At 55.1% G+C, this 15,401-nt stretch carries 15 protein-coding genes; 11 read left to right on the top strand and 4 right to left on the bottom strand.

Annotation, left to right across the window (positions count from 1 at the left end; translation table 11 throughout):
* Positions 1 to 13: 13 nt before the first annotated feature.
* Entirely contained in the window at positions 14 to 970 is a 957-nt protein-coding gene (gene ytfQ, locus CUN67_RS08605; RefSeq protein WP_208714872.1) for a galactofuranose ABC transporter, galactofuranose-binding protein YtfQ, read from the bottom strand.
* 672 nt (positions 971 to 1,642) lie between these two features.
* On the opposite strand from ytfQ, the gene ydgT reads away from it, so the two are divergent.
* From ydgT to CUN67_RS08550, 11 genes are all read left to right on the top strand, one after another.
* On the top strand, positions 1,643 to 1,858 hold the full coding sequence (ydgT, locus tag CUN67_RS08600) for a transcription modulator YdgT (protein WP_041525780.1): 216 nt from the start codon (positions 1,643 to 1,645) through the stop codon (positions 1,856 to 1,858).
* A 112-nt stretch (positions 1,859 to 1,970) separates the two neighbouring features.
* Entirely contained in the window at positions 1,971 to 2,414 is a 444-nt protein-coding gene (locus tag CUN67_RS08595; protein WP_208714870.1) for a DUF2569 domain-containing protein, read from the top strand.
* Between the two features lie 123 nt (positions 2,415 to 2,537).
* On the top strand, positions 2,538 to 3,119 hold the full coding sequence (rsxA, locus tag CUN67_RS08590) for an electron transport complex subunit RsxA (RefSeq protein WP_021185190.1): 582 nt from the start codon (positions 2,538 to 2,540) through the stop codon (positions 3,117 to 3,119).
* Positions 3,119 to 3,697 (top strand): electron transport complex subunit RsxB, encoded by a 579-nt coding sequence (rsxB, locus tag CUN67_RS08585; protein ID WP_208714868.1) that lies wholly within the window; start codon positions 3,119 to 3,121, stop codon positions 3,695 to 3,697. Before rsxA ends, rsxB begins: the two co-directional genes overlap by 1 nt.
* Positions 3,690 to 5,759 (top strand): electron transport complex subunit RsxC, encoded by a 2,070-nt coding sequence (gene rsxC / locus CUN67_RS08580; RefSeq protein WP_208714866.1) that lies wholly within the window; start codon positions 3,690 to 3,692, stop codon positions 5,757 to 5,759. Before rsxB ends, rsxC begins: the two co-directional genes overlap by 8 nt.
* Positions 5,760 to 6,818, top strand: a complete 1,059-nt coding sequence (rsxD, locus tag CUN67_RS08575) for an electron transport complex subunit RsxD (protein ID WP_208714864.1) — start codon at positions 5,760 to 5,762, stop codon at positions 6,816 to 6,818.
* A gap of 3 nt (positions 6,819 to 6,821) precedes the next feature.
* Positions 6,822 to 7,454, top strand: coding sequence for an electron transport complex subunit RsxG (gene rsxG, locus CUN67_RS08570; RefSeq protein ID WP_208714863.1), 633 nt, complete (start codon positions 6,822 to 6,824; stop codon positions 7,452 to 7,454).
* Positions 7,447 to 8,148 (top strand): electron transport complex subunit E, encoded by a 702-nt coding sequence (locus tag CUN67_RS08565; protein WP_208714861.1) that lies wholly within the window; start codon positions 7,447 to 7,449, stop codon positions 8,146 to 8,148. Before rsxG ends, CUN67_RS08565 begins: the two co-directional genes overlap by 8 nt.
* On the top strand, positions 8,145 to 8,777 hold the full coding sequence (gene nth, locus CUN67_RS08560; protein WP_208714859.1) for an endonuclease III: 633 nt from the start codon (positions 8,145 to 8,147) through the stop codon (positions 8,775 to 8,777). Before CUN67_RS08565 ends, nth begins: the two co-directional genes overlap by 4 nt.
* 8 nt (positions 8,778 to 8,785) lie before the next feature.
* The gene (locus CUN67_RS08555) at positions 8,786 to 9,742 is read left to right on the top strand and encodes a zinc-dependent alcohol dehydrogenase family protein (RefSeq protein ID WP_208714857.1); all 957 of its coding nucleotides are present in this window, start codon (positions 8,786 to 8,788) and stop codon (positions 9,740 to 9,742) included.
* Positions 9,743 to 9,792: 50 nt separating this feature from the next.
* Entirely contained in the window at positions 9,793 to 11,391 is a 1,599-nt protein-coding gene (locus CUN67_RS08550; protein WP_208714855.1) for a membrane-targeted effector domain-containing toxin, read from the top strand.
* 42 nt (positions 11,392 to 11,433) lie between these two features.
* Here the strand turns inward: CUN67_RS08550 and CUN67_RS08545 are convergent, their stop codons facing one another.
* From CUN67_RS08545 to betB, 3 genes are all read right to left on the bottom strand, one after another.
* Positions 11,434 to 12,123 (bottom strand): CTP synthase C-terminal region-related (seleno)protein, encoded by a 690-nt coding sequence (locus tag CUN67_RS08545; protein WP_208714853.1) that lies wholly within the window; start codon positions 12,121 to 12,123, stop codon positions 11,434 to 11,436.
* 121 nt (positions 12,124 to 12,244) lie between these two features.
* Positions 12,245 to 13,888 carry a choline dehydrogenase gene (betA, locus tag CUN67_RS08540; RefSeq protein ID WP_208714851.1) on the bottom strand — a complete coding sequence of 548 codons (1,644 nt, stop codon included), beginning with the start codon at positions 13,886 to 13,888 and terminating at the stop codon, positions 12,245 to 12,247.
* A gap of 43 nt (positions 13,889 to 13,931) precedes the next feature.
* Positions 13,932 to 15,398, bottom strand: coding sequence for a betaine-aldehyde dehydrogenase (gene betB, locus CUN67_RS08535; RefSeq protein ID WP_217621301.1), 1,467 nt, complete (start codon positions 15,396 to 15,398; stop codon positions 13,932 to 13,934).
* Positions 15,399 to 15,401: the final 3 nt, after the last annotated feature.

The following is a 15,401-nucleotide window of genomic DNA, read 5'->3' as shown; positions in this document are numbered from 1 at the left end:
GGCGGTGCGGGGATCAGTAACCCATGCCTTTTTTCTTATCGAGTTGCGCCTGAGCATCAGCAGGCAGGAAGAGTTTTGACTCGGTGCGAATGATTTTTGGCGGCTGGGTGCCGTCTTTTTTCAGTTTTTCCAGCGCATCAAAGGCCGGGCCTGCCATGTTCGGCGTCAGCTCAACGTTGGCGTTGGCTTCACCTGCCAGCATCGCTTTGTAGATATCCGGCACGCCGTCAATTGAGCCGGTCAGGATATCTTTGCCCGGTTTCAGGCCCGCTTCTTTGATGGCCTGAATCGCGCCAATCGCCATATCGTCGTTATGCGCGAACACCATGCAGATGTTTTTGCCGTTGTTCTCCGCCTTGATAAAGCTCTCCATCACCTCTTTACCTTTACTGCGGGTAAAGTCACCGGACTGAGAACGAATGATCTTGATGTTAGGGTGTCCGGCGATGGCTTCAGCAAAGCCTTTTTTACGGTCAATCGCCACGCTGGCACCGACCGTACCCTGCAATTCCACGACGTTACATTGTTTGCTGCCGATGGTTTTCACCAGCCAGTCACCAATCAATTTACCTTCCAGCACGTTATCCGCCGTCACCACTGCCTCATACAGTGACTTGTCATTCACCACGATGGCGCGGTCAAGCAGGAATACCGGAATTTTGGCATCTTTGGCTTCTTCAAGGACGGGTTCCCAGCCAGTTTGCACCACCGGCGCGATAAAGATGGCATCCACACCCTGCGCGATGAACGAACGCACCGCTTTGATCTGGTTCTCCTGTTTCTGCTGGCCATCCGCGATTTTCAGCGTGATACCACGCTTTTGCGCTTCACTTTTTGCCACGTTAGTCTCCGCTGAACGCCAGCCGGATTCCGAGCCAACCTGTGAGAATCCGACGGTCATATCAGCAGCCAAAACCGGCGCGCTGATTGCGGCGCTCACCATGGCAGACAAGAGTAAACGTTTCCACATAATTTCATTCCTCTGAAGGGAGTGTGCTGTAGGGGGTACAAACGCGGTTTAAGCTTGGCGTAAATGTGCGTCGCTAAGAGCGACCTGCTTCACAAAACAGAGTGAATTAAAGGGGTTACGAGGAGATAACAGGTAAAAGCCGGGTCAGGGTTATGGACAAAACGCCTGGCGTTTTTCGCCAGGGCCGTTAAATAAATGTAATAAAGAGAATCGCTTATGAAGCATTATGCTGGAAACGATTACAGACACCGCGTAAATAATGGTTACGGTGCCTGGGCGAAAAGAATTGATGGTTTTGTGACTGCCCGCACAGATCGTGATGTACGGTTTCAATCCGTGTTCATCAATTTATCGACCAGTCGATAATAAGCAGCAATTTCAGTTGAGCGACTGAAAAGAAATAGCGTTATAAAGCGTAAAAAATAACGCTGGCTATTTTCCGTCGGGAAGCAAAGGGTTTTATCCTATACCCCGAATAACGGGCACAGAGACGCGTTAATTGCACCATAACGAGGAGCAATGACATGCTTAAAACGTAAAAAAGTGTCTTTTGGTGCGCGGATTGGCTTGCTTTGTCTGATTTTTGCATTTTTTTATGACTGGCGTATGGACTCTCGCCGCGTGCTCCCTATACTTGGCGCTTCCCTGTTCTTTATTTTTTAAATGGCAATCATGACTGCGCTCGATTACCTGCTGAAATTCCGTAAAGTGAATAATCTTGAGAGTCTGGAAAAACTCTACGACCATCTTAACTATTCACTGACTGATGATAACGAAATCATCAATATGTATCGCGCCGCCGATCACCGTCGCGCTGAGCTGGCTTCCGGTGGCCGTCTGTTTGATTTGGGTCGCGTGCCTAAATCTGTCTGGCGCTACGTGGTTTAATACGCATCAACTTCCTGCTTCCCGATACTATTGCCTTGTCCAGGTCGGGCGTGCCCCGTTTGGACATGATACGCTTTACAGCCCTCTTAATCCTGGTAACTGGACTTTTTCGATGACTGAACAGGTGAATCCACCACGTATTGCTGGCTGGTTATTATTTCCACTGGCGTGGCTGATTATGACCATGCTCACCAGCGCACTGGTGGTAGCGATGTATCTCAGCCCGTTATTTAACCCTGAACTGCGCACCACATTATTTTCGCACGGCGGCACCCTGCTGACGCAATGGTCGGTTTCACTGCTGACAGCCGGGCTGGTGTGGGCCTACAGCATTTGGGTTTGCTGGATTTTCTGTAAACGTTCGCAGCGTCTGCCACGTCATTACATTCTCTGGCTGCTGATGACGGTGTTGCTGGCATTAAAAACGTTCGCTTTCACGCCGGTATCCGATAGTAAAGCAATCCAGACATTACTGCTGTCGCTGCTGGCAGCGGCGGTATTTGTTCCCTATTTCAAGCGTTCTAAACGCGTGAAACAGACGTTTATCCAACCGTAATGGCGCAAGATTCGTCAGGAATTTAATTCTGAGTGCTCTCAACCCCGCTGTAAACGCAGCCTGGGTTGAGATACAGCTCTCAATTCCGGATAATAGACGCCTTTCGGCTTCCCAGGTTTCGTCATGACCGATTATTTACTGCTCTTTATTGGCACCGTGCTGGTGAACAACTTCGTATTGGTAAAGTTCCTTGGACTTTGCCCGTTCATGGGTGTGTCAAAAAAACTGGAAACGGCCATCGGCATGGGACTTGCCACCACCTTCGTTATTACGCTGGCGTCCATTTGCGCCTGGCTGGTGAACCATCTGATCCTCGTCCCGCTCGATCTGGTTTATCTGCGGACCATGGCCTATATCCTGGTGATCGCGGTGGTCGTGCAGTTCACCGAAATGGTAGTGCGTAAAACCAGCCCGTCCCTGTATCGTCTGCTTGGCATCTTTCTGCCGCTGATCACCACCAACTGTGCGGTGCTGGGCGTGCCATTGCTGAGCGTCAACCTGAACCATACCTTTTTGCAAGCCGCGCTGTATGGCTTTAGCGCCTCGCTGGGCTTCTCGCTGGTGATGGTGCTGTTTGCCGGTATCCGTGAACGCCTGGTGCTGGCGAACGTGCCGACCCCGTTTAAAGGTAACTCTATCGCCCTGATTACCGCTGGCCTGATGGCGCTGGCGTTTATGGGCTTTAGCGGTCTGGTGAAATTCTGATGACCGCGATTTGGATAGCTATTGCCGTATTAAGTGCGCTGAGCCTGGTATTTGGTGCCCTGCTCGGTTACGCCGCGCGCCGTTTCGAGGTCGAAGAAGACCCGATTGTTGAACAGATTGATGCCATTCTGCCGCAAAGCCAGTGTGGTCAGTGCGGCTACCCGGGGTGCCGCCCGTATGCGGATGCCGTCGGTAACAACGGTGAAGCGATTAACAAATGCGCGCCCGGTGGCGAGCAGACCATGCTAAAACTGGCTGCGCTGCTTAACGTCGAGCCACAACCGCTGGACGGTGGTGAAGAGGTACTGGCCCCGGTGCGTACCGTTGCCTGGATTGATGAAGCCAACTGTATCGGCTGCACCAAATGCATCCAGGCTTGCCCGGTTGACGCGATTGTCGGTGCCACCCGCGCGATGCATACCGTGCTGAGCGATGTCTGCACCGGTTGCGATCTCTGCGTTGCCCCTTGTCCGACTGATTGCATTGAGATGCGTCCGGTTGCCACCACCACGGCCAACTGGAAGTGGGATCTCGAAACCATTCCTGTACGGGTGATCCCGGTAGAAAGTCATGCTTAATTTGCTCAACCTGTTCCGCAAAGAGAAGCTGTGGGATTTTCAGGGCGGTATTCACCCGCCGGAAATGAAGACACAGTCAAACGGTACACCGCTCAGTCAGTTGCCGCTGCCTGAACGTTTTATCATCCCCCTCAAGCAGCATATCGGCCATGAAGGCGAGATTTGTGTCACGCCTGGCGAACATGTGCTGCGCGGCCAGCCGCTGACCTTTGGCAGCGGGCGTATGCTGCCGGTCCATGCGCCAACTTCCGGCACCATTGACGCCATTGCGCCGCATATGACGGCGCATCCGTCTGGCCTGTCTGAGCTGTGTATCTTCCTCACCGCCGACGGCGAAGATCGCTGGACCACGCTCGACCCACAACCTGATTACCGTTCGCTGCCACGCGAAGACGTGGTGAAACGCATCTTTGATGCCGGGATTGCTGGTCTCGGCGGTGCGGGTTTCCCGACGGCGACCAAATTGCGTGGCGGCCTGCGCGGCGTGAAGACGCTGATTATTAACGCTGCCGAGTGCGAACCTTATATCACCGCCGATGACCGCCTGATGCAGGATTGTGCGGCGGAAGTGCTGGAAGGCTGTCGTATTCTCGCCTGGCTGTTACAGGCTGAACGGGTGCTGATCGGCGTGGAAGATAACAAGCCGGAAGCCATCGCGGCGCTGAAACAGGCGCTGGGCGGTGAACGCGATATGGAACTCCGGGTGATCCCCACCAAATATCCGTCCGGCGGTGCCAAACAGCTGACCAAAATTCTTACCGGGCAGGAAGTGCCACATGGCGGCCGTTCCACCGATATCGGCGTGCTGATGCAAAACGTCGGCACCGCCTGGGCGGTGAAACGCGCCATCATCAACGGTGAACCGATTACCGAACGTGTGGTAACGGTGACCGGTGAAGCCATTGCCCAGCCGCGTAACGTCTGGGGACGTCTCGGTACCCCGGTCAGCCACCTGCTGCATCACACCGGTTTTACCCCCGCTGCACGCCAGATGGTGATTATGGGCGGCCCACTGATGGGCTTTACCCTGCCGTCGCTGGATGTGCCGGTGGTGAAAATTACCAACTGCATTCTGGCTCCCTCCGCTGACGAGATGGGCAGCGATCAGGAAGAACAATCCTGTATCCGTTGCAGCGCCTGCGCCGATGCCTGCCCGGCAAAACTGCTGCCCCAGCAGCTGTACTGGTATAGCCAGGGTGGCGATCATGACAAAGCACGCGCGCATCATATTGATGACTGCATCGAATGCGGTGCCTGTGCTTACGTCTGCCCGAGCAATATTCCGCTGGTGCAATATTATCGCCAGGAGAAGGCCGAACTGCGCGCCATTGACCTGGAAGCAAAACGGACAGCCGAAGCCAAAGCACGCTTTGAAGCACGTCAGTCGCGCCTGGAACGGGAAAAACTGGCGCGTGAAGCACGCCATGAACAGGCTAAACAACGTGTTGCACGTAGCGATCAGGGTGAACTTGATGCTGCTGTGGCGCGAGTCAAAGCGCGTCAGGCCATCACCCCGGAGCAGGCCGCAGCAGAAACCGAAGCGCGTCATGCCCAGGCGCTGGCACGTCAGGCGGAAATCCAGGCCGAAACTCAGGCGCTGAGTCGTCAGGCAGGCGATCCGCGTAAAGCGGCGGTGGAAGCCGCGATTGCGCGTGCGAAGGCGAAAAAAGCCGCGGCTGCTCAGCCCGATCAAGTGAGCGAAACGCCAGCTGAACCGGTTGATCCCCGTAAAGCCGCCGTAGAGGCCGCCATTGCCCGTGCGAAGGCGAAGAAAGCCGCGGCGGCGCAACCCGCGGTTGCCCCTGCCGACGAATCTGCCGCAGAACCGGTTGATCCGCGCAAAGCCGCAGTAGAAGCCGCCATTGCCCGCGCCAAGGCAAAGAAAGCGGCGGCGGCAGCTGCACAGCAGGCTGACACTGCTATGGCGGTTGATTCCCCGGAAACGGAGGCCGCTGCGTCTCCTGACTCCGCCGACCCACGCAAAGCGGCAATTGCCGCGGCGGTCGCCCGTGCCAAAGCGCGCAAACTCGCGCAGCAGCAGCCTTCGACGTTTGAGGATTAAATGGCCTTTCGTATCGCAAGTTCCCCTTATACCCATAACCGCCGCAGCACCGGCAATATCATGCTTTTGGTGGTGCTGGCGGCGCTGCCAGGCATGGCGGCACAATGGTACTTTTTTGGTGTTGGCTTTCTGATTCAGGTGGCGCTGGCGATTATCACCGCATGGGCAACCGAAGGCGCGATTCTGCGTCTGCGCAAAACCCCGTTGGTGCCGACGCTGGCCGATAACTCGGCGTTGCTGACCGCCCTGCTGCTGGGTATCAGCCTGCCGCCGCTGGCCCCCTGGTGGCTGGTGGTGATTGGTACCGTATTTGCCATCGTGATCGCCAAACAATTGTATGGCGGCCTTGGGCAGAACCCGTTTAACCCGGCGATGGTCGGTTATGTGGTTCTGCTGATCTCCTTCCCGGTGCAGATGACCAGCTGGCTACCGCCGGAAGCGCTGCAAACCATCAAACCGGGTCTGCTTGATTCCCTCAGCATGGTTTTCACCCATCACACGCTGGCCGGTGAAACCATGCAGCAGTTGCAACTCGGCGCGGACGGCATCAGCCAGGCCACGCCGCTCGACACCTTTAAAACCGGTCTGCGCGCCGGACACAGCGCCGAACAGCTGCTGGCCCAGCCTATTTATCATGGCGTGCTGGCGGGATTAGGCTGGCAGTGGGTCAATCTGGGTTATCTGCTCGGTGGCCTGTTGCTGCTGGCAAAAAACGCCATCCGCTGGCATATCCCGGTCAGTTTTCTGCTGTCGCTGGCTTTCTGTGCCACCCTCGGCTGGCTGTTTTCCCCGGAGTCGCTGAACTCGCCGCTGATTCATCTGTTCTCTGGCGCAACGATGCTGGGCGCATTTTTTATCGCCACCGATCCGGTAACCGCGTCGACCACCAACCGCGGACGCCTGATTTACGGTGCGCTGATTGGCTTGCTGGTATGGCTGATTCGCAGTTTTGGCGGTTATCCGGATGGCGTCGCTTTTGCGGTGCTGCTGGCAAACATCTGCGTGCCGTTGATCGATTACTATACCCAGCCGCGCGTTTACGGCCATCGTAAGGATTAACCGATGTTCGAAACTATTCGTAAAAATGCGCTGACGCTGGCAATTTTCGCGGTGATCACCACCGGTGTCACTGCGGTGGTAAACTTTGTCACCAAGCCGACGGTGGATCACCAGACCGCACTGCAACAGAAAAACTTACTGGATCAGGTGGTGCCCACGGATATGTACGACAACCATATTCAGCAGGAATGTTATGTTGTCACCGATCCGGCACTGGGTAACGGCAAGCCGCATCATCTGTACCTGGCACGTAAAGGCAACACACCAGTGGCTGCCGCGCTTGAGACCACCGCGCCGGATGGCTATTCTGGAGCCATTGAGATGCTGGTCGGCGCTGATTTTCACGGTAAAGTGTTGGGTGTCCGTGTGATTGAGCATCATGAAACCCCCGGACTTGGCGATAAAATCGAGCTGCGTGTTTCGGACTGGATCAACAGTTTTAACGGCAAAGTAGTACACGGTGCCGACGACAAGAATTTTGCGGTTAAAAAAGATGGTGGGGAATTTGACCAGTTTACCGGTGCCACCATCACCCCGCGCGCGGTGGTCAATGCCACCAAACGTACCGCGTTACTGATTGAAACCCTGCCAGCGAAACTGTCATCGCTGCCCGATTGTGGAGAGGCAAATGAGTGAAGCGAAAAACTTACTGATCGGCGGCCTGTGGAAAAATAACTCCGCGCTGGTGCAGTTGCTTGGGCTTTGCCCGCTGCTGGCGGTGACCTCTACCGCCACCAACGCCCTCGGTCTTGGTCTGGCTACTACGCTGGTGCTGACCATTACCAACAGCGCCATTTCTGCCTCACGCCGCTGGGTGCCTGCCGATATCCGTATCCCGATTTACGTGATGATCATCGCCTCCGTGGTGAGCTGCGTGCAGATGCTGATTAACGCCTACGCCCACGGCTTGTACCAATCCCTCGGCATCTTTATCCCGCTGATTGTCACCAACTGCATCGTGGTTGGCCGCGCGGAAGCCGTTGCATCCAAAAGCAGCATTCCCCTTTCCGCGCTGGATGGCTTTGCCATCGGCATGGGAGCCACCTGCGCCATGGTGACGCTGGGTTCGATTCGCGAAATCATTGGCAGCGGCACCTTGTTTAATGGTGCGGATCAATTGCTTGGTCCCTGGGCCAAAGTGCTGCGCATTGAAGTGGTGCATTTCGATTCGCCAATGCTGCTGGCGATGCTGCCGCCGGGCGCGTTTATCGGCCTTGGTATGCTGCTGGCGGCCAAGTATCTGATCGACCAGAAAATGAAGCAGCGTGCGGCCAATCGCGCGGCGGTACCGGTGGCCGAACCTCAGGGCCAGGCGGAGAAAGCGGTGTGAATCAGGACAAACGCGTACAAATTCTGACGCGCCTGCGCGATGAGAACCCCCATCCCACTACCGAGCTGAACTTCACTTCACCGTTTGAGTTATTAATTGCGGTGTTGTTATCGGCGCAAGCCACTGACGTTAGCGTCAATAAAGCCACCGCCAAACTCTACCCGGTGGCCAACACCCCCGCCACCATTCTGGCGCTGGGTGTGGATGGCGTGAAGGAGTACATCAAGACCATCGGCCTGTTTAACAGCAAGGCGGAAAACGTCATCAAGACCTGCCGTATTCTGCTGGAACAGCATGGCGGTGAAGTCCCGGAAGATCGTGCCGCGCTGGAAGCATTGCCTGGTGTCGGGCGTAAAACCGCCAATGTGGTGCTGAACACCGCTTTTGGCTGGCCCACCATTGCCGTCGATACCCATATTTTCCGCGTCAGCAACCGCACGCGTTTTGCGCCTGGCAAAAACGTTGAAGAAGTGGAAGAAAAGCTGCTGAAAGTGGTGCCGAAGGCATTTAAAGTCGATTGCCACCATTGGTTGATCCTGCACGGTCGCTACACTTGCGTGGCACGTAAACCCCGTTGCGGCTCCTGCCTGATTGAAGATCTGTGCGAGTTCGACGCCAAAACTGAGTAAGGGATGCCATGACTGCCGCTGAGAATGTCGCGTTAATTTTCCGGCAGTTTGGCCATCCCCCTGAAGTCCTCGCCTGCGAAAATCATCTCCTTATGCCGCCAGCAGCGACGTTGCTGCGTGTGCAGATGCAATTCGCGCCGGTGAATGCCTCCGATCTCATCCCTGTTACCGGTGCCTATCGCCATCGGGTAATGCCACCCAGGGTGGCCGGTTATGAGGGCGTCGGTACGGTGATCGCCGCCCCGGCCACGTATCAACATCTGCTCGGTAAACGGGTATTACCGCTGCGTGGTCCAGGCACCTGGCAACGCTTTGTGGATATCGATCCAGCGCTTGCGGTGCCGGTACCGGATGATATCGATAGCCCGCTGGCCGCCCGCGCTTATATCAATCCACTGGCGGCGCTGCTGATGTTGCAACACTGGTCCCCTGCCGGGAAAGATATTTTGCTGACAGCCGGGGGATCAACCTGTGCGCAGCTGCTGGCGCAATGGGCGCAACAGCGCGGGGCTCGTCGCGTCACCTCCATCTATCGCGCGCCACAACATGCTAAGACCTTACAACGGCTGGGCATCCACGCGGTGCAGCAGGATCATCAGGATACGATCCGCCAGCTGGCAGCGGGTGCCGATTTGGTGTTTGATGCGGTCGGCGGTGCGCTGGGGCAATTGATCTGGCAAACGTTGCACGCTGAGGCGCATTTCGTCGCCTATGGCGTGCTCACCGGCCAACCGGTAAGGGTTAATGCGTCTCTGCCTGCTTTACACTGGTTTCATGTACGGCATTTTCTCGATGCCCTGACGCCTCAGGCCTGGCAGCAATTATTTGTCGAAATCTGGTCGCTATTGCGTGAGAGTGAATGCGGGGAGGTCACAGTTTTTCCGCTGGAGCAATGGCAGAATGCGATCGCCTGTTATTATCAGTCCGGTCGAGAGAAAAAGCCGCTACTGCAAATTCATCTCTGACATCTGACAACTCAGTTTGCGCTTCCTGATAAAAAGAAAGGATCTCTTTTATGGAAAACAACCGTATTGCGCTTTCACGTTCAGTCACACCCGCCACCTCACCCATGATTCCCGCAATTCAGAGACCGTTATCCGTTATCGCGCCGATGCGTCTGAATAATGTGCAGTTACAGCCCGCCTCTTTCCGAACGCAGCCGCCGTCTTTGCGCATCGATAACCCGCTGATAAGCCGGGCAAGCCCTGCGGTCCCAAACATGCCCACAGCACCTGTTCCCGTCGACCGCATCCACCTTGCGCATTCCTCACGCAGCAGCCCTGTTGGCGCGCGACAAATTTTACCCACTCATTTAATGAGTTCCGCCCGGAGTAAGAACTCGCAATGTATACGCCCCTCAGCCAGATTGACTTCACTGCCCCCCGTCATTGCGCAACCATCCACATCGACCGCCCCACCGGAGTGCCACAAATTTAACCAGACTGATTACGAAGTGCCTGAAAAAAACCGAATAATAATGGGCAGATTAATACATCAAAAACACAGACTCAGTATTGAATACTCTCAGACCGATTATTCAGAAGAACAGGTTAAAAAGGGGTTTTTCACTCTCCGGGATAAGTTATTAAAAAATGCCACAACCCATCTCCCCGACTTATGCCTGAGAAAAGCAAGGCCAGTCATGCCCGACCTGGCAATAAATGATTCACCACACACCTGGATTAAAAAAATATACAAGAAAACTGATGGCATGATTCTGGGAGAGTTTCATGGCGATTTCGCCAGCAAGAAATTTCTTATAAAAAACATGTCATTTTTAAAGCGACACGGCATTAAAACCTTATATATGGAACATCTGCTGACAGACATGCATCAGAACGAACTGGATCTTTATTTTTCACCCAAAACTAAAACAATACCTTCCAGACTGAAGCATTACCTTGAATGTTTGAATGAAGGTTTTGATATCAGAAGTAAATACAACTTTCTCAAATTAATAGAATCCGCAAAAGAACAGGGTATCAGGGTGCAGGCAATTGACGCTGCCGCCAGCTATTATATTGATAAAGTAAGGGCCGCGACAAACTGCCGAATCCGCATGATGAATTATTATGCCCAGGGTATTATTAATGCCCATCAGGAAAAGGAGCATGGCAAGTGGGTTGCCTTAGTCGGAAATCAACATGCCAATACTTTTGAAATGATAACCGGTCTGGCTGAGCTGACTAACGGCATTGGTATCAGGATAAAAGAAACAGAGGGTAAGACCGCCGTTATCCAGCCGGACAAGGGTGAGATTACATTATCTTCATCGTCGAATATTCCGGCGATGGAATATAACTTTATTAAGTCAGATTTTATCCTGACAATGCCCGACAAAAAAAGAACCAGGATTGGATTATCCGACAACGAGACAGAGAGAAAACTGGAGACAGGGGATTTTACTATCGATACTGAAAAGTCAATGTTGAAACATCGTTCCCGTGATGGTTCGATTGTGAATACCCCTCTCAGCCAGGATCCTGACGGGAGCTGGTTTATTAACAAGCCTGACTGGAAGAGCATAAATAATACGCGTTATATCTCTGTTCAGGATTTGGTAAACGATTTAAAAAATACGATGAGAATGAACCTGGTGTACAGTCTGAAATGATGAACATGCGGCGCGATGTTTGATAAATCGCGCCGCCAGCAATTAACGCATCGCCGCCTGTAACCACGCCACCACCAGCGGTGACAGACGGTTTTGCAGCGCGGCGCGTTCTGACTGGAACAGCGTGGCAATAAAGAACGGATGATCATTCAGTTCAATGCCGCGCACATCACCGGCCAAATCCCATGAGGTGATTTGCAGATGCTGCGTTTCCAGCGCCTGACTGAACTCCGGATTCACCCCGAAATTGCAGTGATAACCTTCATCACTTTGCAGAGCTGCATAAGCCTGCGCAATACGCGAATCAGGTTTGAAGGTCACTTCACCGCGTTGCTCCACCAGTGAACAACTCAGGGGAGCAATCACCCAGCGCCCCTCTTTATCGGTTTCTGCGTGGGCAGCATCATCCCAGCCCAGCACATTACGGGCATACTCGACTACCGCATACTGGAAACCAGCGCAGGAACCGAGGAAAGGTTTGCCGTTTTCACGCGCCCACTGAATGGTGGCGAAGACGCCAGCGTCGTTTTGATAGGGACTGCCCGGTACTACCCAGATCGCATCATAGTCGGCGAAGGCAGCTATATTGATCTCGGGAGTCGCGATCCAGTCGGCGGTGACGTTGAGGTTAAGGTGTTGTGCGGCAAGCTGAACGGCAGGAGGAATGGCCTGGTGCGCGACGGCACTGGCACGGTAATCGCCAACAAGGGCGACACGAACTGACTGCGTCATGGTAACGTCCTTTCGGGGAAAAAAGGAGGTTACAGCAATGCGGTTTAGATGTCATGTCGCGGCGCAATTTATTGCGCGATAAATCGCGCCGCGACGAAAACGTGCGGTGACTGGCCGGAGTTTATGACTGCACGTAATAATCCGCAGTTGATCGTGCCAGTGGCGTGCGGCTGCGGATCGCGTCGGCGATTTTCTCCGCAATCATCACCGTCGGCGCATTCAGATTGCCGGTGGTGATTTGCGGCATAACCGAGGCATCAACCACGCGTAACTGCTGTATTCCATGCACGCGGCCCACGTTATCTACCACATCCATCTCGCCGTAACCCATCGCGCAGCTGCCACACGGATGATAGGCGGTTTCGGCATGCGAACGAATAAAGGCATCAATCTGCGCATCACTTTGTACCGCCACACCCGGCTGAATTTCGGCACCGCAATACCCGGCCAGCGCGGGCTGGCGCATGATTTCACGCGTCAGTCGTACCGCAGCACGGAATTCCTGCCAGTCACGATCCTCTGACATGTAATTAAAGAAGATCGACGGTGCCGCATAAGGGTGTTTCGAGGTCAGTTTCACCCGGCCGCGACTCATGGAACGCATCGGCCCGACATGTGCCTGAAAACCGTGCTCCTTCACCGGGCTGCTGCCGTTGTAGTTAATCGCCACCGGCAGGAAATGATATTGCAGATTCGGCCAGTCCGGCTGATCGTCGCTGCGGATAAAACCCCCCGCTTCAAACTGATTGCTTGCGCCTACTCCAGTGCCTTTCAGCAACCATTCTGCCCCTATCGCCGGTTGATTCCACCATTGCAGAGCCGGGTAAAGACTGATGGGCTGTTTACAGCGAAATTGCATGTAAATTTCGAGGTGATCCTGCAAATTGCGTCCGACACCCGGTAGCGCGTGTACCACATCAATATCCAGTTCACTCAGCCACTCTGCCGGACCCACGCCGGAACGCTGTAAAATCTGTGGCGAAGCGATTGCGCCAGCACATAACAACACTTCACGCTGTGCCTGCGCTGCATGCGGCTGCCCATTGACCTGCCAGCACACCCCGGTGGCGGTTTTGCCAGCGAATAAAATACGGTCGGTTTGTGCATGGGTGATGATGGTCAGATTCGCGCGCTGCTTCGCCACATCCAGATAACCGCGCGCGGTGCTGGAACGACGACCTTGCGGCGTGACGGTGCGATCCATCGGACCGAAACCGTCCTGACGATAGCCGTTGAGATCGTCTGTTTCATGGTGTCCGGCCTGCTTTGCCGCATCGACAAAGGCACGATAAAGTGGATTGTTACCCGCTTTAGCAGTGGTGACGCTGAGATAGCCCTCGGCTCCATGATAATCATTCGCCCCGGCATCACGCTTTTCCGCTTTGCGGAAGTAAGGTAAACAATCGGCATAGGACCAGTTCTCCAGCCCCGGCTTTTTCGCCCAGTTGTCGTAATCCAGCGCGTTGCCACGGATATAACACATGCCGTTGATGAGCGACGATCCTCCCAGTCCCTTACCGCGTCCACACTCCATGCGACGGTGGTTCATATGGGGTTCCGGCTCAGTCTCAAAAGCCCAGTTATAACGCTTACCCTGTAACGGATAGGCTAAGGCGGCTGGCATTTGGGTACGGAAGTCCCAGCGGTGATCGCGCCCGCCAGCCTCCAGTAACAGTACCGATACGTCAGCATCCTCGGTTAAACGGGTTGCCAGCACGTTGCCAGCGGAACCTGCGCCAATGATGATGTAATCAAATTTCTGCATTCAACCTCCTGATAACACCGGCGGCGTACCGCCGGTCACACACTCAAAATGCGCTCGGGTAGTCACCCAGTTCAATCAACACCGATTTGATACGCGTGTAGTGTTGCAGCGTGGTGATGCCGTTTTCACGACCGAGTCCCGACTGTTTATACCCGCCTACCGGCATCGGAGCAGGTGATTCCCCCCAGCTGTTAATCCAGCAGATACCCGCTTCCAGCTGATGAATCACACGATGGGCACGGTTCAGGTCACGGGTAAAAATCCCGGCGGCCAGCCCCAGCTCGGTGTTGTTGGCTCGGGTAATCACTTCCTCTTCTTCGTCGAAGGTAAGAATGCTCATCACCGGGCCAAAGATCTCTTCACGCACGATGCGCATATCATCACGACAATCGCTGAATACCGTCGGTTCGATGTAACAGCCGCGCGCCAGCGGGCCCTCGATCACACGATGGCCACCGGCCAGCAGACGAGCGCCCTGCTCTTTACCTAACCGGAGATAACTTTCCACTTTGCGGCAGTGCTGCTCGCTCACCAGTGGGCCAAAATTCACCGCGGTGTCACCCGGATCGCCCATGCGAATGCCCTGCATTTTCTCCAGCAGACGCTGCTCAAACGCGGCCTGCATACTGCGCTGCACAAAGACGCGGGTGCCGTTGGTGCACACCTGGCCGCTGCTGTAGAAATTCGCCATCAGCGCGCCGTCTACGGCACGATCCAGCTCGGCATCTTCAAACACGATTAAGGGTGATTTGCCCCCCAGCTCCATGGTGACTTCCTTCAGATTCGCCAGCGCGGCATCGGCCATCACCCGCTTGCCGGTATTCACTTCCCCGGTGAACGAAACTTTGTCGATGCGCGGATGCTGACTCAGCGCCTGGCCCACTTCGCCCGCGCCCTGCACCACGTTAAATACACCATCCGGCAGCCCGGCTTCGCTGTAGATTTTCGCCAGCTCCAGCGCGCTGAGTGGCGTCACCTCACTCGGTTTAAACACCATAGCGTTACCTGCCGCCAGCGCCGGGGCGCTTTTCCATAGCGCAATTTGAATCGGGTAGTTCCATGCGCCAATACCGGCACAAACGCCAAGTGGTTCACGTCGGGTATAGACCAGCGCGGTTTCGCGCAGGGGGATCTGCTCCCCCTGTAACGCCGGGGCCAGCCCCGCATAATATTCGAGCACGTCAGCACCGGTGACGATGTCCACCGCCGCGGTTTCGCTGATCGGCTTACCGGTATCGGCGGTTTCCAGCTCGGCCAGCAGCTGATTGCGCTCACGCAGTAAGGCCACCGCTTTCAGCAGCACACGGCTGCGCTCCACCGGGGTGTAACCGCGCCAGATACGCTGCCCCTCGCGCGCAGTGGCGACGGCACGATCCACATCTTCGCGACTGGCCGCAGTGACTTCCGCCAGCACCCTGCCGTTTGCCGGGTTGATGCTGGTAAACAGCGGCCCATTACCCGGGCACTCCTGACCGTTGATATATAAGCCGCGGCGCGTGATATCAGCCATGCG

The organism is Pantoea cypripedii, from assembly GCF_011395035.1.
Classification (GTDB): Bacteria; Pseudomonadota; Gammaproteobacteria; order Enterobacterales; family Enterobacteriaceae; genus Pantoea; species Pantoea cypripedii_A.
Note: the sequence above shows the minus strand (reverse complement) of the source record. Positions and strands in the feature narration are given on the sequence as shown.